General features: G+C 53.7%; 31 protein-coding genes. 25 read left to right on the top strand and 6 right to left on the bottom strand.

What is annotated here, in order from left to right; translation table 11 throughout:
* The first annotated feature begins 79 nt into the window (after positions 1–79).
* From H0248_RS05235 to H0248_RS05225, 3 genes are read left to right on the top strand one after another with little or no spacing between them, the layout of a single operon-like run.
* Positions 80–2,377: a replication endonuclease gene (locus H0248_RS05235; RefSeq protein WP_180785020.1), complete on the top strand. Its 2,298-nt coding sequence runs from the start codon at positions 80–82 to the stop codon at positions 2,375–2,377.
* Between the two features lie 2 nt (positions 2,378–2,379).
* The gene (locus tag H0248_RS05230) at positions 2,380–3,009 is read left to right on the top strand and encodes a hypothetical protein (protein WP_180785019.1); all 630 of its coding nucleotides are present in this window, start codon (positions 2,380–2,382) and stop codon (positions 3,007–3,009) included.
* Positions 3,009–3,347: a hypothetical protein gene (locus H0248_RS05225; protein ID WP_180785018.1), complete on the top strand. Its 339-nt coding sequence runs from the start codon at positions 3,009–3,011 to the stop codon at positions 3,345–3,347. The genes H0248_RS05230 and H0248_RS05225 overlap by 1 nt, the downstream gene beginning before the upstream one ends.
* 714 nt (positions 3,348–4,061) lie before the next feature.
* On the opposite strand, the gene H0248_RS05220 is transcribed toward H0248_RS05225, so the two are convergent.
* Entirely contained in the window at positions 4,062–4,373 is a 312-nt protein-coding gene (locus H0248_RS05220) for an Arc family DNA-binding protein (protein ID WP_180785017.1), read from the bottom strand.
* Between the two features lie 156 nt (positions 4,374–4,529).
* Here H0248_RS05220 and H0248_RS05215 point away from each other — a divergent pair, with 156 nt between their 5' ends.
* The 3 genes from H0248_RS05215 to H0248_RS05205 all read left to right on the top strand — a co-directional run bounded on the left by H0248_RS05215 (position 4,530) and on the right by H0248_RS05205 (position 5,880).
* The gene (locus tag H0248_RS05215) at positions 4,530–5,201 is read left to right on the top strand and encodes an ORF6N domain-containing protein (protein ID WP_240346026.1); all 672 of its coding nucleotides are present in this window, start codon (positions 4,530–4,532) and stop codon (positions 5,199–5,201) included.
* 86 nt (positions 5,202–5,287) lie between these two features.
* On the top strand, positions 5,288–5,542 hold the full coding sequence (locus H0248_RS05210) for a type II toxin-antitoxin system HicA family toxin (protein WP_072009193.1): 255 nt from the start codon (positions 5,288–5,290) through the stop codon (positions 5,540–5,542).
* Positions 5,539–5,880 carry a type II toxin-antitoxin system HicB family antitoxin gene (locus H0248_RS05205; RefSeq protein ID WP_039276161.1) on the top strand — a complete coding sequence of 114 codons (342 nt, stop codon included), beginning with the start codon at positions 5,539–5,541 and terminating at the stop codon, positions 5,878–5,880. The genes H0248_RS05210 and H0248_RS05205 overlap by 4 nt, the downstream gene beginning before the upstream one ends.
* A gap of 31 nt (positions 5,881–5,911) precedes the next feature.
* On the opposite strand, the gene H0248_RS05200 is transcribed toward H0248_RS05205, so the two are convergent.
* From H0248_RS05200 to H0248_RS05190, 3 genes are read right to left on the bottom strand one after another with little or no spacing between them, the layout of a single operon-like run.
* Positions 5,912–6,931: a phage portal protein gene (locus tag H0248_RS05200; RefSeq protein ID WP_180785016.1), complete on the bottom strand. Its 1,020-nt coding sequence runs from the start codon at positions 6,929–6,931 to the stop codon at positions 5,912–5,914.
* A complete protein-coding gene (locus H0248_RS05195) occupies positions 6,928–7,677 on the bottom strand; it encodes a terminase large subunit domain-containing protein (protein ID WP_180785015.1) in 750 nt (249 codons plus the stop codon). Before H0248_RS05195 ends, H0248_RS05200 begins: the two co-directional genes overlap by 4 nt.
* Positions 7,674–9,443, bottom strand: coding sequence for a terminase ATPase subunit family protein (locus H0248_RS05190; protein ID WP_180785014.1), 1,770 nt, complete (start codon positions 9,441–9,443; stop codon positions 7,674–7,676). Before H0248_RS05190 ends, H0248_RS05195 begins: the two co-directional genes overlap by 4 nt.
* Positions 9,444–9,519: 76 nt before the next feature.
* On the opposite strand from H0248_RS05190, the gene H0248_RS05185 reads away from it, so the two are divergent.
* The 11 genes from H0248_RS05185 (at position 9,520) to H0248_RS05140 (ending at position 15,198) form a co-directional block, all read left to right on the top strand.
* Positions 9,520–10,437, top strand: coding sequence for a GPO family capsid scaffolding protein (locus H0248_RS05185; protein WP_374705258.1), 918 nt, complete (start codon positions 9,520–9,522; stop codon positions 10,435–10,437).
* Positions 10,438–10,486: 49 nt separating this feature from the next.
* Entirely contained in the window at positions 10,487–11,602 is a 1,116-nt protein-coding gene (locus tag H0248_RS05180; RefSeq protein ID WP_180785012.1) for a phage major capsid protein, P2 family, read from the top strand.
* A gap of 3 nt (positions 11,603–11,605) precedes the next feature.
* Complete coding sequence (locus H0248_RS05175; protein ID WP_180785011.1) at positions 11,606–12,265, top strand: phage terminase small subunit; 660 nt, start codon at positions 11,606–11,608, stop codon at positions 12,263–12,265.
* Positions 12,266–12,356: 91 nt separating this feature from the next.
* Positions 12,357–12,860: a head completion/stabilization protein gene (locus H0248_RS05170; protein ID WP_180785010.1), complete on the top strand. Its 504-nt coding sequence runs from the start codon at positions 12,357–12,359 to the stop codon at positions 12,858–12,860.
* Positions 12,860–13,063 carry a tail protein X gene (locus H0248_RS05165; RefSeq protein WP_180785009.1) on the top strand — a complete coding sequence of 68 codons (204 nt, stop codon included), beginning with the start codon at positions 12,860–12,862 and terminating at the stop codon, positions 13,061–13,063. The genes H0248_RS05170 and H0248_RS05165 overlap by 1 nt, the downstream gene beginning before the upstream one ends.
* Positions 13,054–13,275 carry an HP1 family phage holin gene (locus H0248_RS05160; protein ID WP_044208990.1) on the top strand — a complete coding sequence of 74 codons (222 nt, stop codon included), beginning with the start codon at positions 13,054–13,056 and terminating at the stop codon, positions 13,273–13,275. The genes H0248_RS05165 and H0248_RS05160 overlap by 10 nt, the downstream gene beginning before the upstream one ends.
* A complete protein-coding gene (locus tag H0248_RS05155; RefSeq protein ID WP_180785008.1) occupies positions 13,259–13,768 on the top strand; it encodes a lysozyme in 510 nt (169 codons plus the stop codon). The genes H0248_RS05160 and H0248_RS05155 overlap by 17 nt, the downstream gene beginning before the upstream one ends.
* Entirely contained in the window at positions 13,765–14,211 is a 447-nt protein-coding gene (gene lysB, locus H0248_RS22045; RefSeq protein ID WP_180785007.1) for an Rz-like lysis system protein LysB, read from the top strand. Before H0248_RS05155 ends, lysB begins: the two co-directional genes overlap by 4 nt.
* Positions 14,096–14,338: an Rz1-like lysis system protein LysC gene (lysC, locus tag H0248_RS21885; RefSeq protein ID WP_308415652.1), complete on the top strand. Its 243-nt coding sequence runs from the start codon at positions 14,096–14,098 to the stop codon at positions 14,336–14,338. The genes lysB and lysC overlap by 116 nt, the downstream gene beginning before the upstream one ends.
* On the top strand, positions 14,301–14,756 hold the full coding sequence (locus tag H0248_RS05145; RefSeq protein WP_180785006.1) for a phage tail protein: 456 nt from the start codon (positions 14,301–14,303) through the stop codon (positions 14,754–14,756). The genes lysC and H0248_RS05145 overlap by 38 nt, the downstream gene beginning before the upstream one ends.
* On the top strand, positions 14,749–15,198 hold the full coding sequence (locus H0248_RS05140) for a phage virion morphogenesis protein (protein WP_180785005.1): 450 nt from the start codon (positions 14,749–14,751) through the stop codon (positions 15,196–15,198). The genes H0248_RS05145 and H0248_RS05140 overlap by 8 nt, the downstream gene beginning before the upstream one ends.
* 28 nt (positions 15,199–15,226) lie before the next feature.
* On the opposite strand, the gene H0248_RS05135 is transcribed toward H0248_RS05140, so the two are convergent.
* Both H0248_RS05135 and H0248_RS05130 read right to left on the bottom strand, forming a co-directional pair.
* Positions 15,227–15,568 (bottom strand): HigA family addiction module antitoxin, encoded by a 342-nt coding sequence (locus tag H0248_RS05135; protein ID WP_015841345.1) that lies wholly within the window; start codon positions 15,566–15,568, stop codon positions 15,227–15,229.
* Between the two features lie 38 nt (positions 15,569–15,606).
* Positions 15,607–15,921: a type II toxin-antitoxin system RelE/ParE family toxin gene (locus tag H0248_RS05130; protein WP_015841346.1), complete on the bottom strand. Its 315-nt coding sequence runs from the start codon at positions 15,919–15,921 to the stop codon at positions 15,607–15,609.
* Positions 15,922–16,263: 342 nt separating this feature from the next.
* On the opposite strand from H0248_RS05130, the gene H0248_RS05125 reads away from it, so the two are divergent.
* The 8 genes from H0248_RS05125 (at position 16,264) to H0248_RS05090 (ending at position 21,014) form a co-directional block, all read left to right on the top strand.
* The gene (locus H0248_RS05125; protein ID WP_180785004.1) at positions 16,264–16,929 is read left to right on the top strand and encodes an ORF6N domain-containing protein; all 666 of its coding nucleotides are present in this window, start codon (positions 16,264–16,266) and stop codon (positions 16,927–16,929) included.
* A gap of 71 nt (positions 16,930–17,000) precedes the next feature.
* A complete protein-coding gene (locus tag H0248_RS05120; RefSeq protein ID WP_180785003.1) occupies positions 17,001–17,642 on the top strand; it encodes a phage baseplate assembly protein V in 642 nt (213 codons plus the stop codon).
* Positions 17,639–17,983 (top strand): GPW/gp25 family protein, encoded by a 345-nt coding sequence (locus tag H0248_RS05115; protein ID WP_039465215.1) that lies wholly within the window; start codon positions 17,639–17,641, stop codon positions 17,981–17,983. The genes H0248_RS05120 and H0248_RS05115 overlap by 4 nt, the downstream gene beginning before the upstream one ends.
* 4 nt (positions 17,984–17,987) lie before the next feature.
* Positions 17,988–18,896, top strand: a complete 909-nt coding sequence (locus H0248_RS05110) for a baseplate assembly protein (protein ID WP_180785002.1) — start codon at positions 17,988–17,990, stop codon at positions 18,894–18,896.
* Entirely contained in the window at positions 18,889–19,500 is a 612-nt protein-coding gene (locus H0248_RS05105; protein ID WP_180785001.1) for a phage tail protein I, read from the top strand. Before H0248_RS05110 ends, H0248_RS05105 begins: the two co-directional genes overlap by 8 nt.
* The gene (locus H0248_RS22040) at positions 19,497–20,459 is read left to right on the top strand and encodes a phage tail protein (RefSeq protein ID WP_240346028.1); all 963 of its coding nucleotides are present in this window, start codon (positions 19,497–19,499) and stop codon (positions 20,457–20,459) included. Before H0248_RS05105 ends, H0248_RS22040 begins: the two co-directional genes overlap by 4 nt.
* Positions 20,460–20,472: 13 nt before the next feature.
* The gene (locus tag H0248_RS05095; protein WP_180785000.1) at positions 20,473–20,700 is read left to right on the top strand and encodes a hypothetical protein; all 228 of its coding nucleotides are present in this window, start codon (positions 20,473–20,475) and stop codon (positions 20,698–20,700) included.
* An 8-nt stretch (positions 20,701–20,708) separates the two neighbouring features.
* Entirely contained in the window at positions 20,709–21,014 is a 306-nt protein-coding gene (locus tag H0248_RS05090; protein WP_180784999.1) for a hypothetical protein, read from the top strand.
* The last annotated feature ends 107 nt before the right edge of the window (positions 21,015–21,121 follow it).

Raw genomic sequence — 21,121 nt, 5'->3', positions numbered from 1 at the left:
AAGATGGCAAACAGTACCGAGCAACCTGTTTAAGAGAAAATACAACTGCCCACCGGGGCGTGTGCTCCGGCGCTACGCTATGAATCATACCCATCGGGGGCGCTCCGCTCCCACACCCCCGCCACCTTTTCCCGGTAGCACCCGCGATGCATTTGTGGGGGCGCATTCGTGGAACGCCCCCCGTCCGGCCATCGTGCCAGAAGAAAGACAGCTTACCCGTGAGGAATGGACTCAGGGGCAAGCCGTTTTAGCCAAAATTAACCAGCAACCGCACTTCCTGCGCGAAATCTGCCTGAATCGTTACGCTTACCTGAAAAAAAATAAAGGGATGCTGAGCGCTAATCGTTTTCTGGTTAACAGCTTTATGCTGCGCATGTGGCCGCGTATCGATGCAATCAATACCCGTCACGCCATGAATCGCAATGCTTCTGAGCGTTTCCTGTCTGAATCTGACGATTATCAAACGTTGCCCGGTATGAATGACAAAGCGCTGGGGCGTCTGGCTGCGCGTATTTCCGGCCAGATATTTTCGGCGTATGAAGAATTGAGCGACGCCATGAAGGCGGAGCACGGCGGTCAACCTGATGCGCTTTTTACCGATGCGGCACAGGCCGAGCTTTTCGGCCATGTCGCCAGCATGGCGCGTGCGTTCAATATCACCCCACTTTTCTGGAAGAACTACCGCAAAGGCACGCTGGATATACGCAAGGCAATAGCCAGCGTGTCCCGCCTGATTAATGAGGAGTGGTGGACTCGCCAGCTTAAAGCCCAGCGCACCCGCTGGCGTGAAGCGCTGATGATTGCCGTCGGTCAGGTCAGTAAAAAGGCGTCGCCGTATGCCAGCAAAATGGCGATCCGCGATGTACAGGCGCGTCGCCTCGCTAACATGGATTACCTGAAAAACTGCGAGCTGGAGAACGTCGTAACAGGTGAGCGTATCGACCTGATCGACAAGGTGATGGCGAGTATTTCTAACCCGGAAATCCGGCGTATGGAGCTGATGAGCACCATCGCCGGAGTGGAGCGTTACGCCAGCGAACAGAAAGACGTCGGGATGTTTATCACTATCACCACCCCGTCGAAATATCACCCGACCCGCGTGATCGGCAAAGGCGATAACGAAAACGTCCAGTTTAACCGGAGTTGGGATAATGAAGCCTTTACGCCCAAAGACGGCCAGCGCTATCTGGTCAAGATATGGGGCAAAATGCGCACAGCATTTAAAGACGCAGACCTGAAAGTTTACGGGATGCGTGTTGTCGAGCCGCATCACGACGGGACACCGCACTGGCATATGATGCTGTTTTGCAAGCGCGCCCATCGTCAGCCCGTCATCGACATTATGCGCCGCTATGCCCTGAAAGAAGACGGCGAGGAGCGCGGTGCGACTAAGTACCGCTTTGAATGTAAACACCTCAATAAAGGCGGCGCGGCTGGCTATATCGCTAAGTACATCGCAAAAAATATTGATGGGTACGCGCTCGACGGCCAACTGGACGACGAAACCGGAAAGCCGCTGCGTGATATGGCCGCAGCCGTTACCGCGTGGGCGTCAACGTGGCGCATCCCCCAATTTAAGGCTATCGGTATCCCCACGATGGGCGCTTACCGTGAATGCCGCAGTAGCCCATTGCGTACCGTCAATCTCACTGACCAGTTCGATGAGCAAGTCGAAGCTGTTCGTTGTGCCGCCGATGCTGGCGACTTTGCCGCATACATGGCCGCACAGGGTGGCGCGAATGTTTCCCGCGAGCTGCAAACGGTACGCGTTGCGCGCCGGGTTTCAGACAAGCTCAACGACTATGACGAGGAAGTGCAAAAGGTTGTCGGGATTTTCGCCCCGCATTTAGGCGCAGGTCATGTTTTTGAAACCCGTACAACCGAATGGCGCATTGTTTCCAAGGCCGTTGACGTTGATCTGTTGACCTTAAAAAGCGCCTCCGGCGCGCCTCGGAGTCCTGTCAATAACTGTGGGTTGCGTTCTCAACGGTCTGGCGAAAATATCAAAAATCAGGCCGAAAACAACGCCATAGCGACCACATCAGAAACGTATAACCCGACGATTGACTGGAATGACGACACGGCTGTCAGGGCGTTAGGAATGCGTGTGCGTGAACAATCCGTCAGGAAAAACCATAAGCAACGCGACTTTGACCCTAATACCCTCCGCGATCCGGCACCGTCAGCCAGATTGACAGGTGAAGAGCGGGAACGGATGCCCCGCATTCAGCGTGATTTGTCCCAGCGCGGTATCACTGCTCAACGTTGGGAGCTGGAAGCGCTGGCGCGTGGGGCAAAGATGAAGATTGACGGCGAACTTATTTCATATCCGGCGGCTGATGAGTGGCCGGGGTTTAGTAATCAGATGGAGATTTAACGATGTTAACTAACGAAAAATTGGAAGAAATTGGAGAATTGGCGGGAAAGGCTACATATAACCCGTTTGATTCGGAACATGAACGTAATCTGAATGATGTCTGCGATAGTGAGATTATCGAAGAAATGGCGAAGGAAATTTTATCCCTCCGCGCCGTTCTGGATGGATTACCACCTGAAGCTATCGCCGGAGGTTGGACGGCAAAAGGGATTAGCACCTACGCTAAAAAATTGGAATTGCAACTGGCGGAGTTGGGGAAACAAGAGCTGATCGCGTGGAAGGACGAAGAGGAATCCCGCGAGCAATTTGAAATGTGGTGCACTGTTAATCTTGAACGAAACAAGTGGCATCCAGATTTATACGCTCATTTACCCGCCCGTATGCAGTGGGATGCATGGAGAGCCAGCCGAGCCGAAATGCTCCAGTCAGGCAATCCTATTTGGATCGGCATCGATTGGGCTAAGAGATGCTGGCCTAGTTCGGTAATACCGGACAGTTTCGCCATTGTGCCAAAGGTTGCTACGGATGAAATGATTTGTGCTGGTTTAGAGTCAACAGGGGCGACTGTAAATATTTCAGATATTTGGAATTCAATGATTGCAGTTTCTCCTCAACCGAATGAGGGGGAATAATGCCTAAATCCCCCACCGAGCGTAAAGCCGCCCAGCGCGCACGCCAGCGTGATGCTGGCGTGGTGAAAGTCGAGATTCATGTCGATGCGCAAGAGCTGGAAATGCTTAAACGCAACTGCGCCCTGCGTCGTCCGGGGCGCGATCCGTATGATATCGACGAGTACCTGACCACGTTAATTCGTCAGGATGCCGCAGCCCTACAGCAAAAAATAGCAGAGCTCAGTCAGCGTAAATGCCAGAAATGCTGGGAGAAGTTACCCGTTGCCGAGTGCTGCCTGTCTGGTGCATCTGAGTGCTGGAATACGCAAGGCTGGCATGATTTAAAGTTAATTCTGTGAATGCCTCGGCGTGAAATGTTCTAGTGACATGTCACGCCGTTTTACATGGCGTGGGACATATAACCAATCAGTCACCTGTAGCACACTAAGTGATTGACGAAAATTTCAATATGTAAAATACTGTATGCGCATACAGTAAAAAATAAGGAAATGGCACCCCTTGGAAAACACGGAACACATACAGGCCGTTTTGTCGCGGGTTCAGTTAATCGCAGACATATCGTTAGTGGCTCAGTGCGATGTAGACGAATTAAAAACCGCGATGTCAATCATTGCGGATTTGGCGAACGGCACGATAAAAACCAGAGAGTATCGAGAGATTAGTGACAAGTCGGAACTGGTCGAATACCTGAAAAAACGATTAGAGGATGCCGTCTTTTAGCCATGCATGCATAACCCGCATGATTTTGCATGATGATCTACTGCCTATTTATCCCCGTTAACGCCATAGCTGGCGCGGATCGCGCTGGATTGTGCGAGTGCATGAAAAGCGACACACAAAGCGGGCAGGCGTGGCGGGGATAGCATTGCGCGCGAGGGCGTTTAGGCGTGATTCATCCCGCGCCGCAGCGCCCCGCTGTGAGGTGTTCCGATTTGATGCCGTGCGTGAGATTGGTTTTGCACTGGAGCGCGTAGAGCGCGATTGGTGAGGTCTGAGCGGGTGTAAAAAGCCGCTGGTTAAGCGGCATTTGGTGAGCACGGATTGTGGCCTTTTTACTGTACCCTTTCGCTATTTAGCTTCTTCAGTTCAGCCATTAACTCATCAAGTTTTTTTTCCGTTTCAGATACTTTCTTCAAGGTTTCAATAGATGATTCAAGCAGCTTGGAATCACGCTCATTCAGAATGAGCTCTACCCCATCGTCATGTTCAATAATTTCACCAAACGCTTTTCTACACACAAGTTCAAGTGCAGCAACAATTTCGGCATTTACTGACCGCTTGTTTCTTTCTGCCAGTGCAGCCACCTTCTCTTTCAGCTCTGGCGGTATTCTGACATTGAACTGTGGATTTCTCTTCGCACTCATACCAATGATCCTGTTCAAATATTGTATTGACATGGTAGCCCATGGATACTAACATTTCAACATTGATAGCCACTGGCTACCATAAATAGTGAAGCCCCAACTGCGGTAACAGTCAGGGCTTCTATTTCGTCCCCATCCAGCACAAGGATAAAAGACATGAATAGTGTAAACGAAATGGTTTTACATAACACGCAGGTTGGCACAATTTCCGCTGAATCCCTGTCTGTCATCACTCAGAACGGTTTTCCTGTTATTACCACCGATCTGCTGGCGAATCTTTACGGTGCTAACGTGAATAGTATTCAGCAGAACTTCAAACGCAATGCAGCTCGTTTCATTAAAGGTAAACATTATTTCAAGCTGGAAGGCACTGATTTACGGGAATTTAAAAACAGACTGACAGATAGTCAGTCTGTCGCAAGACAAACTCGCAGCCTTATCCTCTGGACGGAACGCGGCGCAGCGCGTCACGCGAAGATGCTCGAAACCGATCAGGCGTGGGATGTGTTCGAGTGGCTGGAAGAAAGCTACTTCAACCCACAGGCTAAAGCCGTTCAGACTGAGCCGAAAAAACCGGTTCACCCTTGCGAATTGGAATTCTATATTCCTGAGACGCCGCTTATCTTCAACTCTATCCAAACCTCGCAACTGAATGCGTTATTCAAATCGGTGGAATATCTGACAACGGATTTTTGGCCGCATATGCAGGCACTGTTCCCAACATTAGACTGTAAACACGGTTCCGCTGTAGAAACCGTTAACCTGTTGATGCGGTTATTGAAAGAGAAACGCGCAGAGTGTGATTTACTGGTGAAACAACAACCATGATTGACACCAAATAACGACACTAAAAAAGCAATTAATGGTATCACTTTTTGATACCATTAGTTTACTTTGCATGGTACATTTTCTGTATGAACAAACGACACCAGAAAACGCTGTCAGATGTCTTTTCCCGTCCGGTTAGCGGTTCAATAAAGTGGAGTGATATTGAATCGTTGTTTATTGCGCTGGGGGCAGAAGTACACGAAAGGGAAGGTTCAAGGGTTGCGGTACTGCTGAAAGGTGAGAAAAGAATCTTTCACCGCCCACACCCAAGACCAACCACTGACAAGGGGGCGGTTAACTCCATTCGGGTATGGTTAGACAGCTTAGGAGTAAGACCATGATTAATACACTACAAATCGACGGCCACACGGCCGTCATCGCTTTTGACCCGGAAATTGAGATGTTTCGTGGGGAATTTGTCGGGCTTAACGGCGGCGCGGATTTCTATGCTTACAGCGTGGAAGAGTTGAAAAAAGAAGGTGCCACATCACTTGCCGTATTTCTTGATGAGTGCCGTAATGATGGCATTGAACCGTATAAATCCTACAGTGGTAAAGTGACCACGCGCCTCACGCCGGAACGCCACGCAGCGTTAGCAGTAACGGCACAGGCTAACGGAGTGTCAATTAACGAGCTGTTAAATGAAGGTGTCGATCTCGTCATTGAGCGCCATTCATAATGACAAGGCCACCGTATGGTGGCCTCATTCGTTATTCCCCTTGTAGCTTATAGGGCTTAAAGTCAATCACCTCTATTCCCACGTAATCATTAATTTCTTTCATTCGTTCCTGTAGCGGCGTCAGCTCGTTCCTGACAAACACCTGACTCGCTTTTTCCACATCACCAAAGCCCCCCGTGTTATTCGGGATAATCCCCATCATCTGCGGCGGCACGCGGTGGGCGCTGAGCAGGTCGTCACGGCTGGCGTTCTTGATGTTAAAGAAGTCGTCTTTCGTCGCCACCTCGCTGAGTGGCACAATCTTGATACCGTCCGGCTTGCCGTTGGGAGCGTAGAAAAACAGGTTCTTAAAATTCCCCAGCCCCTTTGTATTACTCATCGCGGCGCGTAACTTGTCTACGTCGGTGCCGCTTTGTGCCGCATCGGTCACATACATGATGTAACCCGCGTGTGCACCGTTCTGGTAATACTTGCGCCGAAACAGCGTCGCGGATTCATTCAGCCAAGCTGAGTTCAACGAGCTGATATATTCCGGTAGGCCGTACATTTCCTGATTGATATCCGGCTCCAGCAGATGGAACACGCTACCTGGTTCAAAGCGGTGCGGCTCTTTGAATGACTGTACGAACCAGTAAACATCCTCTTCTACTCCGCGCCGGGTGTATTTGGCCGGGCTGGAATCTAAGCGCAGGATGCCGCCTATGCGGTTCAGGCGCTTTTCCAGAAATGCATTACCAAACACCAGATAATCCAGCACAAAGCGGCTGAAATCCTGCTGACTCAATAGCGGGTGCGGGATAAACGTGCTCACCAGAATGTTACGTTTCACATAGATGGGTGAGCTGTGGTGTACCGCAGCGCGTAGGCTTTTAGCCAACCCGCTAAAGTTGATCGGCGGCTCAATCCATCGGCCATTATGGATACACTCGGCATAGTCCAGAATGTCGCGGCGATCCAGAACGGCAGACGGTTCACCAAATGTGAATGCCTCTATCGGTTGTGCCTGGCTGACGGGTGCCGATTGTGATTTGCGGTATTTGCGCTTTTTCATGCTATCCGCTCCTTATTGTTGATGGCCTGCGACCAGTCGCACTCAAAAAGTTTCTTGTATTCTTCCGGGGTACATTCCCGCTTGATTTCCTCAATGTCGTGAAGGTTACAGCCCTGCGCTGCCGCCTGTTCCAGCGTCAGCGACTGCCGCCAGACACCATCAGCACCAAACGCGCTACCCGGCATAAAGAGGGCGGGCTGTGGATGCCTGCGCCGTGAAAAATCGCCACGCCAGACCCGGAACGCGGAATAATTATCTGATACGGAACCGTACAACGTCCGGCGGTGTTGTTTATGCATCGACATAGATTTGGCGATTAAAAAGGCAGCGCGCGGGTTTTTAAACCACGGAAATTCATCAATATACACATTGCCAGAATAGGCCGCGCAGTGGCTGTGCTCACCTAGAAATGAAATTTGTGCGTCTTGTAACAGCACATGCCCGGCGCGGTTTGTTGACAGATTGACGCCAACCTGCCACGCCGCCGCCTGCATATGAGCGCGTGCCACCTGTGCGACTGCCTGTGTCGGGGCATAAAAAATCTGGTTGCGTCCGGTCGTCAGCGCGTCCAGTAGCGCTTCACGTGCAAAAAATGCCGTTGCGCCAATCTGGCGCGCTTTGGTGATCGTGCGGTCAACGTTCAGTTTACCGACACGCTGCCAGACAGCCTGATGCGGAAAGGTGAAGCGCTCAATTGCCGTGTGGAGATCGTCTATCTGGCTGGGGGTGAATGTGGTCATTTTCATTCGTTAAAATCCAAAATGCTGACAGGGACATGGCCGTTGATGGCGGTCAGGGGTTCATTTAACAGCGCGTGCATGGTTGCCCATGCCACGTCAGCGTGGCTGATTTCCTCGCTGCGGCTGGCTTCATAGGTGGTGCGGTTACCGCTGGCCGTCATGGTTTTGCGTATGGCCATAAACGATTGGGTGATGTCGGTATGGCTGGTGTCGTACTCCAGCCGCCCACTGGTGATCGTGTCTTTGGCTTTCAACACCATCGCGGTTTTGATTTCGGGGGAATATTTGATTTCGCGTGCGGCCGGGAAGAAACCCCGCACAAGCTGGTAAACCCCCTGACCGATACCGGTTGCATCAATGCCGATGTATTCGACGATGTATTTTTCCGTCAACAGCTTGATAGCGTCGGCCTGTGCGGCAAAATCCATGCCTTTCCACTGGAAGCGCTCAAGGATGCGGAATTTACCGCCCGGTGCCTGCGGCGGTGCCAAAACCACACAGCCTGCGCTGTCGCCCGTGTGTGACGGGTCGTAACCAATCCACACCGGTTTATAGCCAAATGGGCGCAGCGCGTAAGGGTTAAAGTCTTCCCACTCTTCCAGCGCATCGACCATACAGCGCTGCAATTCCTCAAACGGAAACACGGAAGCCTTATCATCGACAAACTCACACATCAGCAGGTTTTGATACTCTGCCGGGCTGTATTCCAGCGTGAGCTGGTCGAGGTCAAACAGGTTACAGCCGCCGGACAGCGCATCTTCTACCGTCACAATCTGCCGCCACTGGCCGTCACCGCACAGCACGCCGCCGGAAAGGTTGGCATGGCTTAAATCGAGATGCAGGTGATCGGCCTTGTTACTGCGCCCCTTGTTGAACAGTTCACCCGACCAGAACGGGTAAGCGCTGTGTGCCAGACTCGACGGCGTGGAGAAATACGTGGAGCGCCACTTTTTGTGCAATGACATGCCGCTGGCGACCTTGCGCAACTCCTGAAATTTGGGGATCCAGAAATATTCATCCAGATACAGGTTTCCGGTATAGCTCTGCGCGGTGCGGATATTGGTGCCGAGAAAGAACAGGCGCGCCCCGTTGGGCAGCATCATCGGATCGCCTTTCAGGTCAACATCGACCAGTCGGGCAAAATCAATGATGTAGTTTTTAAAGACGTGCGCCTGCGCCTTACTGGCACTGAGGAAAATCTGATTGCGCCCGGTAGTCAGCGCATCGATAAGGGCTTCACGCGCAAAATAGAACGTCGCCCCAATCTGGCGCGATTTCAGGATATTGCGGATACGGTGCTGTAGCCCGGCCTGATGCCAGCCGCGCTGGTACTCGAAAATCTCACTCAGGAAAATGTCGTTCAGCTTCTCGATAGCCGACTCGCTGAACAGGTTCTTTTCCGGTGCCTTGCGTTCGCCCTTGTTGCGGTTGCGCACGTTGGGATTGAGATCGGCCTCGTTGCCCGTCTGGCTGTAGCGGTTCACCCGCGCCAGTCGTTCAATCTGACGGCCTAACAGGTCAATCTCTTTGTAGTCATGCCCCTCCTTTTTCGTCTTCATGATGAGCTGAATTAGCCGTGCTTCCAGACTGGCTTCAACACGCGATACCGGGGCGATAGCGTCCCAGCCGTCGCGCTGCTTCCAGCTCTGAACGGTCGGCGTTTTCTGGTTCAGCATTTCCCCAATCTGACGCACCGAAAAGCCCTGCCAGTAGAGCAAAGCCGCTTGTCGCCGTGGGTCGCTGATGATGGTGGTATCGATGGCTGTATTCATGACGACAAGGCTACGTCAGCGCCGCCCCTCGCCGCCTTAAGTGCCTGTTGTGCCAGCGGTTAGCGAACCGTGATTGATGGCGCGCCATAGTGTCACGCCGGATACTCGCCCCGACTTCCCGCAAACAACGGATGAGAAAATGGCAAAGAAAGTTTCTAAGTGGTTCCGTATCGGTGTCGAGGGCGATACCTGTGATGGTCGCGTCATTGACGCGAACGATATTCAACAGATGGGCGAAGGATTTGATCCGCGCGTCTATGGCTGCCGCATCAACATTGAGCACGTTAAAGGTTTGCTGCCTGATAGCCCGTTTCGCCGCTATGGCGATGTAGTCGAGCTGAAAGCCGAGACGATTGATGATGATTCGGCTATCAGTGGCAAGCTGGCGCTGTTCGCCAAAATCACCCCGACGGATGAACTGGTGGCAATGAATAAAGCCAGCCAGAAAATCTATACCTCTATGGAGATCCAGCCCAACTTTGCCAACACAGGCAAGAGCTATCTGGTCGGTCTGGCGGTCACCGATGACCCGGCCAGCCTCGGCACGGAAATGCTGGAATTCAGCGCCAAAGCCAAGCATAGCCCGCTGGCAACCCGTAAATCTTCCCCGGAAAACCTCTTTTCTGTCGCCACCGAAGTGACGCTGGAGTTTGAAGACCTGCCGGACGTGGAGCCGACGCTGTTGTCTCGCATCAAAACACTACTGAGCCGCCAAAAATCCGGCGATGACGCCCGTTTTAATGATGTGCATGAGGCGGTGGCTGCGGTGGGTGAGCATGTCCAGAGCGGCTTTGGTGATGTTTATCAGCGCATTTCAAAGATTGAAGTTGACCTTGCTGTTTATAAGCAGGATGCATCCCGCAAGAGCGATCAAGCACAGCAGGAACTAACCGACCTCAAAGCCACGCTGGACGGCACAGAGAGCCTGTCGCAAACGCGCCGCCCCCCGGCAACAGGTGGCGAAGGTGAAGCCTCGTTGCTGACCAACTGCTAACTGGGGCAATGTCCCTCGATCCCCTTATTCAAAAAGAACAGGAAAAACCATGCGTAAAGAAACCCGTTTTAAATTTAATGCTTACCTGACCCAGCTTGCCGCGATTAATGGCGTTGAAGTGGAGACATTGAGCAAGAAATTCAGCGTTGAGCCGTCCGTCACACAGTCGTTGATGGAAGTGGTACAGGAATCCAGCGACTTCCTGACCCGTATCAACATCGTGCCGGTTGCGGAGCTGACCGGGGAGAAAATCGGCCTCGGCGTGTCCGGGTCAGTAGCCAGCACCACGGATACCTCAAACGGCGACGAGCGTGAAACCGCCGATCTACTGAGTCTGGCAGCGCGGCAATACAAGTGCGAACAGATGAACTTTGATTTCCATATCCGTTACAACACCCTTGACCTGTGGGCGCGTTTTCAGGATTTCCAGTTGCGTTTACGTAACGCCATCGCAAAACGTCAGTCGCTGGATTACATCATGGCCGGATTCAACGGCGTGAAGCGTTCAGCAACCTCTGACCGTGCTAAATATCCACTGTTACAGGATGTGGCCGTGGGCTGGCTGCAAAAATACCGCAACGAATCACCTGCGCGAGTGATGGACAAAGTGACGGGTGAAGATGGCACCGTAATTTCTGATGTGATCCGCGTAGGGGAAAACGGCGATTATGAAACGCTCGACGCGCTGGTGATGAATAATACGGAAACATTACTTGACCCATGGCATGTAGAAGACCCCGATTTAGTCGTGATTTGTGGTCGTCAATTGCTTTCTGATAAGTATTTCCCGCTGGTCAACAAACAGCAGGAAAACAGCGAGATGTTAGCCGCTGACGTGATTGTTAGCCAAAAACGCATCGGTAACTTACCTGCCGTGCGCGTGCCGTACTTCCCGGCCAACGCGCTGATGATTACTCGTCTGGATAACCTGTCGATTTACTACATGGACGACAGCCACCGCCGCCACATTGAAGAAGTCGCCAAGCGTGACCGTATCGAAAACTACGAATCTATCAAACAAGATTATGTGGTTGAGGATTACGGCTGCGGCTGTCTGATCGAAAACATCCAGCTCGGTAAGTTCCCGAAACCGCCGGAAGCGGAAAAGGCCGCAGAGCCAGCCGCGTCAGGTACTGAAACCTCAACCGATAACACCGGAGCTTAAGCCATGTTAAGCCCCGCCCAGCGTCACATGATGCGGGTGTCGGCTGCTGAGGCGTCGCAGCGGGAGNNTGATCCGCTGCGACAGGCCACCGGGTACGAGCAAATGCTGTTCCGGCTTGCGGCTGATAAACGCACGTTAAAACAGGTGCGCTCAATGGAGCGTAAAGCCGAAATGAAAAGCGGGCTGTTGCCCAGCTATGCGCCGTGGGTCGCGGGTGTGCTGGCAAACGGTCGCGGCGCACAGGATGCGGTATTGATGACGGTCATGGTGTGGAAGCTCGACGCCGGAGACGTCCCCGGCGCGCTGGAGATTGCCCGTTATGCCATCGCGCACAAGCTGGTGATGCCAGAGGGGTACACCCGCCCGACGCCGTACCTGTTAGCCGAAGAGGTGGCCGACGCCGCAACCCGCGCCCATACCGCCGGGCAGGCGGTCAATATTGACCTGCTGATCGATACGCTGACCCTGACCGATGCAGAGGACATGCCCGATCAGGTGCGCGCCAAGCTGCACAAAATCATCGGCCTGATCTTGCGCAGCGGCAAGCCGGAGCAAGCCCTGTTTCACCTGAAACGCGCCTTTCAGCTTGATAGCCGAAGCGGTGTGAAAAAAGACATAGAGCGGCTGGAAACCGCGCTGCGCAAAGCAGCGGCCAGCCGTTAACCCAACGCGCCCCGCGCCGGGCGGCACACAGGCCGGAACAGTTCACTGTTTTCTGAGCCTGTGTCCACCGCCCACCTATTCAGAGGTTGTCATGACGACAATGATTTTCCCCGCGAAAGCGGAGCCACGCCCGGATGCGGTGGTTATTCCGGTGCCTGCGCAACAGGATGCCGTAATCAAAAACACCTTCTTCTGGCCGGACGTGGAGCCGGGAACGCTGCGTATGCTGATGCGCCTTGAGAACACCGTCACGCCGGAGCGCCTGCGCCATGCGGCGAAAACCGCCATTTCTGAGGTTAACGCCGAGCTGTACGAGTACCGCGCGGCACAGATGGCGGCAGGGTTTAAAACGCTGGACGCCGTTCCCGCCGAGCGACTCGACGGCCAGAGCGAAAAAGAGCACCACTATCTGTGTGCAGTCAGCGCCATTACCACGGCAACGCTGTACGAGCGTTACCGAAGCTATGACGCCAGCGCCAAAGGCGACCGTAAGGCCGATGCGCTCGACGGCACGATTGATGAGCTGTGGCGCGATGCGCGCTGGTCAATCAGCCACTTGCAGGATAAGCCCCGCGGCATCATCGGGCATATCTGATGAACGTTATCGCACAGCAGGGCGACACGCTGGACGCCCTGTGTTATCGCCACTACGGGCGCACGCAGGGTGCCGTTGAGGCGGTGTTAGCGGCTAATCCGGGGTTGGCTGAGTTCGGGGCAATACTGCCCCACGGCACCGCAGTCACCCTGCCGGATATTGCTACCGCCCCTGTCGCAGAAACGGTGAGCTTATGGGATTGAATATGGAAAGAATCACGTCATTTATCGCGTACTGGATAAGCGTGGCGCTGGCCTTTTTCGGCGCGATGACGCCGCAGGATTTCGCGGCCTATTTCGGGGCGCTGGGGGTGGTGTTCACTGTCGGTGTTAACTGGTACTACCGCCGCAAGAGTTACCAGCTATTGAAGACTATCGATAATCCTCGCGAGGTTATTCATGAAATCACTCGTTAAACGCTGCGTTATCGCCACGGTGTTAGCGCTGGCCGCGTTAGTGCCGGATTTTTCCTTGCTGAAAACGTCACAAGAGGGACTGGCGCTGATTGCCGACCTTGAGGGATGCCGCTTAAGTCCTTATCAGTGCAGCGCGAACGTGTGGACAAACGGGATCGGACACACCGCAGGCGTGGTGCCGGGGAAAACCATCACCGAGCGTGAGGCGGCGGTGAATCTTGTAGCCGATGTGTTGCGGGTCGAAAAGGCGCTGGCGCGTTGTATGGCCGTTGGCATGCCGCAGGCCGTCTACGACGCCATCGTGAGCTTTGCGTTTAATGTCGGTGTCGGTGCGGCGTGCCGCTCTACACTGGCGTTTTTTATCAACAAAGGCCAGTGGCGCAACGCCTGTGATCAGCTCTTGCGCTGGGTCTATGTCAACGGCCAGATATCGCGGGGCATTGAAACCCGTCGCCAGCGTGAGCGTGCCGTCTGCCTTAAGGGAGCGGCATGAGCAAGCCACTGACACAGTTCTTCGCCATTGTTGCCGCGTGTCTCTTAGCTGCGCTGGTTATGGCTAAGTGGCAACTGTCCCACGCAGAGAAGAAGTTAAGCCAGCAGGATATTACCCTGAGTCAGCAGAAAGACACGTTGCTGGCGCAGTCTGCGGCTATCGGGACGTTGCAGGACAACGCCCGGCGCAATGAACAGGCACAGGTGGAACTGCGCACGAAATTGTCACAGGCCGGGCAACTGGCCGCGTCCCGCGATAAAAAAATCACGAGGTTACTCAATGAAAATGCCGATCTGCGCCGCTGGTACGGCACTGCTTTGCCTGACGATATTAAGCGGCTGCACCGCCGCCCCGACTTTGACACCCCCGACGCTTATTTACGTTGGCTGTCCGAAGGTAACGAGCTGCCCGATACCGGGCAGCAGCCCGGAAACGAACGGTGACTTAAGCGCCGATAACCGCCAGTTAGAAGGCGCGCTGGTGAGCTGTGCGCTACAGGTGGAAACCATCAAACACTGTCAGGAACAACACCATGCTGAAACCCAACAGCCTGCGCAGCGCCTTAAGTGACGCGGTGCCGGTACTGAAAAACAATCCCGATATGCTGCATGTCTTTATCGACAGCGGCGCGGTGGTGTCCACGCTGGCCGCGTCGCTGTCGTTTGAGAACCAGTACACGCTGAATCTGATTATCACGGATTTTACTGACGATATCGACTGGATACTGGTGCCGATTCAGGCGTGGTTACGAGAAAATCAACCGGATATCACTCATGACAGCAAAGGCTTTACCTACATCGCTGACATTAACGATAACGGTAGCTGTGATATCAGCATCAGCCTGAAACTCACTGAGCGTGTGATCGTCAAAGAGGTAGACAAGGCATTGCACGTTACCCACGCGCCAGAGCCACCGTTGCCTGTTCCCGTCGAGCGCCCGTTGTCCCTGTACATCAGCGGTGAGTTAGTGAGTACGTGGCATGAATGAGCTGAAACCGTTTGACGACAAGCTGGCCGGGCTGCTTGCCAGCCTGTCGGCGTCTGGCCGTCGAAAGCTAGCCGGAACGGTGGCAAAAGTCCTGCGCGGTAGCCAGCAACAGCACATCAAAGCGCAGACAGCACCGGACGGCACAGCCTATGCCCCGCGCAAAGCACAGCCAATCAAGGGCAAGAAAGGCCGGGTGAAACGGCAGATGTTCCAGAAACTGCGTACCGCCAAATACCTCAAAGCCAAAGGCACTGCCGATGCGGCCAGCGTGGAATTTATCGGGCGGGTGCAACGTATGGCGCGGGTGCATCACTACGGTTTACGTGATCGGCCAGGTCGTAATGGTGACGATGTGCAGTATGAGGCAAGGCCGCTGCTGGGGTTCAGCAATCGGGAGATAAAAGAGGTTGAAGGATTGGTGATAAAGCATCTGAGTCAATGAATGAAGCCCCGCGAATGCGGGGCTAGGATTATGCGACGTCTTTCACATTTTCATCGCGCTGCGCCAGAAAATTTTCCAGCGTGGTGATCCGGCTAATTTCTTCCTGAGTGCGCGCGTCATTTTCCACTTCCCATACGTCAACACTATTTTGCAGGTTAAGCCAGAAATCAACTGACGTATCAAACGCTTTTGCCAGACGGAAAGCCATATCAACCGTTAGCTTACGGTTGTTGTTGACCAGCGCGCTAATCGTATTGCGGTGGACGTTCAGCATTTCCGCCAAGTCATTAATCTTCAAACCTGTAGGTTCAAGATATTCATATAACAGGACATCGCCTACGGATGTCGGCTTGCGTTGTGCCTGTGCCATATATTTTCCTTCGGTCTACGGGTCTACGGGTCTACGGGTTATTTGTGCTTTTTATAACCATGGTCGTCAAGATAGATATCCTCTGCTTTACCATCAACCCACTTAAAAATCAGGCGATATTGGATATTCACTCTGATGGATGAATATTCCCCCAATGGTGGGTTGAGATTCTCGTATCGGTTCCCCGGTGGCGATCTCAGGTCTTTTGCAGATACCGCCGCGTTGATGATATCCAGCTTACGGGACAAGGATGTAACCACATCGGCAGGTATCTTTTTATGCGACTTGCCATACATAAAAAAATCTTCCAGCCACTGATCCCGAAAGCTATGAATGCTGCGCATTTTTTGCATCCGTCGCTCCCTCGTTTGTTGTGCATGCAATTGTAATGCACTCATGCACGGTGCGCAAGTGCATAAAAAAACGGTTGATTTTACCTGACAGTTTCCGCTATGGTTCGCTCCACGAGGACTCAAAACCTCTTCTCAGTGCGGTCAGAACCAACCCCGTTAGTGTTGGATTTTTTATGCCTGTCATTCAGTGGACGCATCGCGCGGCCACACCCCGATTAATGTCGGGAGGGCGACGAATACAACACCCGCAAGGGGAATAAGTCCGCGGCTTCACTGAGCCGTTTTGAGCCTCCCGACACCACCATCAAAAGTGGTTATCTCAAAAAAATCAGTGAGGTCATTATGACTACCCAACTATCCGTAGAAAGCCTTTCCGTTGTTACTCACAACAATATCCCTGTCGTTACTTCTGAGCTACTAGCTCAACTTTACGGTACGGAAACTGTTCGCATCCGACAAAACCACAAACGAAATAGTGATCGTTTTATTGAAGGGAAACATTTCTTCAATCTGAAAGATGCTGATTTACAAGACTTTAAGGACAGAGTATCTAAAAGATACTCTGTTGATAACAACAGACCCGATTTAAACGGGTTAGTCGGTAAACGCGCCCGTAGCCTCATCCTCTGGACAGAACGCGGCGCAGCCCGCCACGCCAAGATGCTGGAAACCGATCAGGCATGGGATGTGTTCGAGAAGCTGGAAGATTGCTATTTCAACCCTCAGGTAAAAGACGTTCAGCCTCTACCGCAAAAGCCCGTTCACCCTTGCGATTTGGAGTTTTATATTCCTGAGACGCCGCTTATCTTCAACCATATCCAAACCTCACAACTGAATGCGTTATTTAAATCGGTAGAATATCTGACAATGGATTTTTGGCCGCATATGCAAGCGCTATTCCCAACGCTGGATTGCAAACACGGGTCAGCGGTTAATACCGTGAATCTGTTGATGCGATTGTTGAAGGATAAGCGCGCAGAGGCAGATGAGTTAGCAAAGCTACAATAATCTCGTTGTCTGACTGACCAGCAAACCGCATCAGGTTGCCGCCATCCTCCCCCGGCGGCAACATTTCCCTCATGAAAACACAAGCCACCCTTACTGAAATCCTGCGCCTCTTGCGCAATATGAACCGTGTCGGCGTCGTGACCCACGTCAACACAGCGGACGCTCTGTGCCGGGTACAAACCGGAGAAATGACCACAGGCTGGTTGAACTGGCTGACGCGTCGCGCCGGACGCTCCCGCGACTGGTGGGCACCGTCCATTGGTGAACAGGTGTTGATCCTGTCCATCGGCGGCGAACTGGACACCGCCTTTGTGCTGCCCGGCATCTATTCCGATGCCAACCCTGCGCCGTCGGCGTCTGCCGATGCGTATCACGTCAGCTTTCCTGATGGTGCGATTATCGAGTACGAACCCGCCACCGGGGCGCTGACCGTCAGCGGGATTAAAACCGCCGATATCACCGCCTCTGAATCCCTCACCGCCACAGTGCCACTGGTCACGGTGAGAGCGTCAACCCGCATCACGCTGGACACGCCCGAAGTGGTCTGCACCAACAAGCTGATTACAAGAACGCTGGAAGTACAGCAAGGTGGGGAAATGCGCGGCACTATCCAGCACAGCGGCGGTGCGTTTACCTCAAATGGCGTGCAGGTGGATAAACACAATCACGGCAACGTGCAGAACGGCGGCGGCTGGACGGACGGGACACGATGACAGCACGTTACCTCGGCATGAGCCGTGACAGCGGTCAGACGCTCGGCGACCTTGAGCACATTCGCCAGAGCGTGCGCGATATTCTCATCACGCCCGTCGGGTCGCGGGTGATGCGCCGGGATTATGGTTCGCTGCTGTCGGCGCTGATCGACCAGCCGCAAAATCCCGCTGTGAAATTGCAGGTGATGGCCGCGTGTTACATGGCGCTGCTGCGGTGGGAGCCGCGCATCACGCTGACGGCCATCAACCTGACAAGCTCCTTTGACGGCAAGCTGGCCGTTGATATCACAGGCGTGCTGGCTGACAGCAACGCCGTTTTCCTTTCCGTTCCTGTGAGCTGACACGATGGCGATGATTGATTTAAGCCAGCTTCCCGCGCCTGCCGTGGTGGAAGAACTGGATTACGAGGCAATTTACACCGAGCGCAAAGCGGTGCTGCTGTCGCTCTACCCGGAAGACCAGCGCGCCGCTGTAGCACGCACGCTGACGCTGGAATCCGATCCACTCGTCAAGCTGTTACAGGAAAACGCCTACCGCGAATTGCTGTGGCGCCAGCGCGTCAATGAAGCCGCACGCGCCGTAATGGTGGCGTTTGCGCAGGGGGATGACCTCGACCAGCTCGGTGCAAATTTCAGCGTGTCCCGTCTGGTGATTACCCCGGCTGACGATTCGACGCTACCGCCGACACCTGCGCTGATGGAATCCGACAGCGATTTCCGCCTGCGCATTCAGCAGTCTTTCGAGGGCTTAAGCGTGGCCGGGTCGGTCGGTGCATACCAGTACCACGGACGCAGCGCCGACGGGCGTGTGGCGGATGTGTCGGTTATCAGCCCCAGCCCGGCCAGCGTCACCGTGTCGGTACTGTCACGCGAGGGCAATGGCAGCGCCAGCCCGGAGCTGGTCGCCATCGTCGCCACTGCGCTGAACGGTGAAGACGTGCGCCCGGTGGCAGACCGCGTGACGGTGCAGTCTGCTGCCATTGTGCCGTATGAGATTGACGCCACGCTGTACCTGTATCCGGGTCCAGAAAAAGAGCCTGTTCGCGCCGCAGCCGAGCAGAAGCTGAAAGCCTATGTCAGTGCGCAGCACCGATTGGGGCGGGATATTCGTCGCTCGGCGATTTACGCTGCGCTGCACGTCGAGGGCGTGCAACGGGTCGAGCTGACGACACCCGCCGCTGATATCGTGCTGACTGACGCGCAGGCGTCCTACTGTTCCGGCTATCGGCTGGGGGTTGGTGGTGCCGATGATTGATACCCGCCTGCTGCCTGTCGGGTCGTCTGCGCTGGAAGTGGCCGCCGCCACCGCCTGTGCCGAGATTACCCGCGCACCCGTTCCCCTGCGTCTGCTGTGGAACCCGGACACCTGCCCGCCTAACCTGCTGCCATATCTGGCGTGGGCGTTTTCCGTTGACCGCTGGGATGAGGCGTGGCCGGAGAGTGTGAAACGGCAGGTGATCCGCGATGCGTTCTTTATCCATCGTCATAAAGGCACCATCGGTGCGCTGCGTCGCGTAGTGGAGCCGTTTGGTTATCTGATCCGTATCAGCGAATGGTTTCAGAACGGCGGAGAGCCAGGCACGTTTCGCCTGGATATTGGCGTGCAGGATAGCGGCATTACCGAGGAAACGTTTTACGAGCTGGAGCGGCTGATTGCCGACGCTAAGCCTGCTTCCCGTCACCTGCTGGGGCTAAATATCAACCTTGACACACAGGGCGCGGCCTATGCTGCCGCTACCGTTTACGGCGGCGATGATCTGACGGTATACCCCTATTTTCCTGAAAACATCACGGTGTCCGGTCTGGATGTGACCGGAGCAGCACTTCATTTAATCGACAACATGAGCGTAACCGCATGAGCGCAAAATATTTTGCCCTGTTAACCAACATCGGTGCAGCGAAGCTGGCGAATGCTACCGCGTTAGGTAGCCGTCTGAACATCACAAAAATGGCGGTAGGGGATGGTGGCGGTACGCTGCCCACCCCTAACCCGGCACAAACCGCGCTGATCCACGAAACGCGCCGGGCGGCATTGAATGCCCTGAGCCTTGACCCGACGAACCCCAGCCAGATTATTGCCGAGCAGGTTATTCCTGAATCCGAGGGCGGTTGGTGGATACGTGAAATCGGCCTGTTTGATGACGACGGCAATCTGATTGCCGTCGCCAACTGCCCGGAAACGTACAAGCCGCTATTGCAGCAGGGAAGCGGCCGCATTCAGACCGTGCGCATGATTTTGATTGTCAGCAGCACCGAGGCAGTCACGCTGAAAATCGACCCAGCGGTGGTGCTTGCAACGCGCGGCTATGTGGATAACGCCGTGATTGATGTGAAAGCCTATGCCGATACGCTGCTGGCACAACACCTTGCGGCGAAAAACCCGCACCCGCAATACGCCTTAAAAACCGACTTAACCGCGTGGCGCTATGAGGCCACAGGCGGCGAAGTGGAAGTCATCCCGCCTTATACCTTTACCGCTGCCATGGTGTTTATTAACGGGATTGAGCAGGCGCTGAATTATTCCTTTTCACTGGACGGCAACACGCTGTTATTTCCTGAGCCGCTACGCAAGGGGGATTTTATCAATGTGGTGTTTCCTGCACCTGTGATTACGCAGCGCACGACCAGCGGCAGCACGGATGATTTGAGTTATGACGTCGCCAAACTACGCAGTGAAATAAATGCATTAAACGGCAGTGTATTTTTGAGTGCTGATGGCGGAAATATTCTTTCCTCCGGAAATGATGGCGGAATTTTTTTGCCCGATTCAGCGCTGCAAAAAATAAATAGTGTGGATGTGAATACAGAAATTAATTAATCGGGAGAGAGTTATGCCAGCTAAACGCACAGTGACATTAAATTTTAAAACCTCTGACGGAAAAACGTTACCCGCTTCATTCGATGTTTCCGACGGTGCAAGTGCCTATGAAGTCTGGAAAGCGCAGGCCGGGAACGCCAATAAAACCGAAGCGCAATATGCGGCAGAGCTGAAAGGGGTTAAAGGTGATAACGGCGTCAGCATCACCGGCGTTGAAGTGAAAATTACAGAGAACACGTGAGGTAATACATGGCTGCTGGCCGCACAGTTTCACTGACATTTAAAACCAGTGACGGCAAAACCCTTCCCGCCGTGTCATTCAAGGTGAATGACGGTGAGAAAGGGGATAACGCCACGCTGGTGATTGAAAGTATCACGCCAGTCATTAAAGGCGGTGAAAGCACTTTTGCTGTTGGCAATGTGACTGTGATTTCCGTGCATGTTAATGGCGTCGGCCAGATGCTGGGGTATTCCTATACCGTTGAGGCCAATACGGTGTATCTGGCCGAGGCGGTGAAAAATACAGACGTGGTATCTATTGAGTTTGTGAGATAACAACATGGCGAAACCAACAGGAAAAATCATCAGGGTAACGCCTGAGTCAATCGGGGCAGTGCCGATCGGCCGCACGGTAAACAGCAAGGCGCTGTCGGCTGATATCG

This window comes from Pectobacterium brasiliense (assembly GCF_013449685.1).
Lineage (GTDB): Bacteria > Pseudomonadota > Gammaproteobacteria > Enterobacterales > Enterobacteriaceae > Pectobacterium > Pectobacterium brasiliense_A.
Note: the sequence above shows the minus strand (reverse complement) of the source record. Positions and strands in the feature narration are given on the sequence as shown.

What these genes read in the sequence shown, in the direction of transcription:
- H0248_RS05235 (WP_180785020.1), top strand. Translation starts at nt 80, where the DNA reads ATGAATCATACCCATCGGGGGCGCTCCGCTCCCACACCCCCGCCACCT.
- H0248_RS05230 (WP_180785019.1), top strand. Translation starts at nt 2,380, where the DNA reads ATGTTAACTAACGAAAAATTGGAAGAAATTGGAGAATTGGCGGGAAAG.
- H0248_RS05225 (WP_180785018.1), top strand. Translation starts at nt 3,009, where the DNA reads ATGCCTAAATCCCCCACCGAGCGTAAAGCCGCCCAGCGCGCACGCCAG.
- H0248_RS05220 (WP_180785017.1), bottom strand. Translation starts at nt 4,373, where the DNA reads ATGAGTGCGAAGAGAAATCCACAGTTCAATGTCAGAATACCGCCAGAG.
- H0248_RS05215 (WP_240346026.1), top strand. Translation starts at nt 4,530, where the DNA reads ATGAATAGTGTAAACGAAATGGTTTTACATAACACGCAGGTTGGCACA.
- H0248_RS05210 (WP_072009193.1), top strand. Translation starts at nt 5,288, where the DNA reads ATGAACAAACGACACCAGAAAACGCTGTCAGATGTCTTTTCCCGTCCG.
- H0248_RS05205 (WP_039276161.1), top strand. Translation starts at nt 5,539, where the DNA reads ATGATTAATACACTACAAATCGACGGCCACACGGCCGTCATCGCTTTT.
- H0248_RS05200 (WP_180785016.1), bottom strand. Translation starts at nt 6,931, where the DNA reads ATGAAAAAGCGCAAATACCGCAAATCACAATCGGCACCCGTCAGCCAG.
- H0248_RS05195 (WP_180785015.1), bottom strand. Translation starts at nt 7,677, where the DNA reads ATGAAAATGACCACATTCACCCCCAGCCAGATAGACGATCTCCACACG.
- H0248_RS05190 (WP_180785014.1), bottom strand. Translation starts at nt 9,443, where the DNA reads ATGAATACAGCCATCGATACCACCATCATCAGCGACCCACGGCGACAA.
- H0248_RS05185 (WP_374705258.1), top strand. Translation starts at nt 9,520, where the DNA reads ATGGCGCGCCATAGTGTCACGCCGGATACTCGCCCCGACTTCCCGCAA.
- H0248_RS05180 (WP_180785012.1), top strand. Translation starts at nt 10,487, where the DNA reads ATGCGTAAAGAAACCCGTTTTAAATTTAATGCTTACCTGACCCAGCTT.
- H0248_RS05170 (WP_180785010.1), top strand. Translation starts at nt 12,357, where the DNA reads ATGACGACAATGATTTTCCCCGCGAAAGCGGAGCCACGCCCGGATGCG.
- H0248_RS05165 (WP_180785009.1), top strand. Translation starts at nt 12,860, where the DNA reads ATGAACGTTATCGCACAGCAGGGCGACACGCTGGACGCCCTGTGTTAT.
- H0248_RS05160 (WP_044208990.1), top strand. Translation starts at nt 13,054, where the DNA reads ATGGGATTGAATATGGAAAGAATCACGTCATTTATCGCGTACTGGATA.
- H0248_RS05155 (WP_180785008.1), top strand. Translation starts at nt 13,259, where the DNA reads ATGAAATCACTCGTTAAACGCTGCGTTATCGCCACGGTGTTAGCGCTG.
- lysB (WP_180785007.1), top strand. Translation starts at nt 13,765, where the DNA reads ATGAGCAAGCCACTGACACAGTTCTTCGCCATTGTTGCCGCGTGTCTC.
- H0248_RS05145 (WP_180785006.1), top strand. Translation starts at nt 14,301, where the DNA reads ATGCTGAAACCCAACAGCCTGCGCAGCGCCTTAAGTGACGCGGTGCCG.
- H0248_RS05140 (WP_180785005.1), top strand. Translation starts at nt 14,749, where the DNA reads ATGAATGAGCTGAAACCGTTTGACGACAAGCTGGCCGGGCTGCTTGCC.
- H0248_RS05135 (WP_015841345.1), bottom strand. Translation starts at nt 15,568, where the DNA reads ATGGCACAGGCACAACGCAAGCCGACATCCGTAGGCGATGTCCTGTTA.
- H0248_RS05130 (WP_015841346.1), bottom strand. Translation starts at nt 15,921, where the DNA reads ATGCAAAAAATGCGCAGCATTCATAGCTTTCGGGATCAGTGGCTGGAA.
- H0248_RS05125 (WP_180785004.1), top strand. Translation starts at nt 16,264, where the DNA reads ATGACTACCCAACTATCCGTAGAAAGCCTTTCCGTTGTTACTCACAAC.
- H0248_RS05120 (WP_180785003.1), top strand. Translation starts at nt 17,001, where the DNA reads ATGAAAACACAAGCCACCCTTACTGAAATCCTGCGCCTCTTGCGCAAT.
- H0248_RS05115 (WP_039465215.1), top strand. Translation starts at nt 17,639, where the DNA reads ATGACAGCACGTTACCTCGGCATGAGCCGTGACAGCGGTCAGACGCTC.
- H0248_RS05110 (WP_180785002.1), top strand. Translation starts at nt 17,988, where the DNA reads ATGGCGATGATTGATTTAAGCCAGCTTCCCGCGCCTGCCGTGGTGGAA.
- H0248_RS05105 (WP_180785001.1), top strand. Translation starts at nt 18,889, where the DNA reads ATGATTGATACCCGCCTGCTGCCTGTCGGGTCGTCTGCGCTGGAAGTG.
- H0248_RS22040 (WP_240346028.1), top strand. Translation starts at nt 19,497, where the DNA reads ATGAGCGCAAAATATTTTGCCCTGTTAACCAACATCGGTGCAGCGAAG.
- H0248_RS05095 (WP_180785000.1), top strand. Translation starts at nt 20,473, where the DNA reads ATGCCAGCTAAACGCACAGTGACATTAAATTTTAAAACCTCTGACGGA.
- H0248_RS05090 (WP_180784999.1), top strand. Translation starts at nt 20,709, where the DNA reads ATGGCTGCTGGCCGCACAGTTTCACTGACATTTAAAACCAGTGACGGC.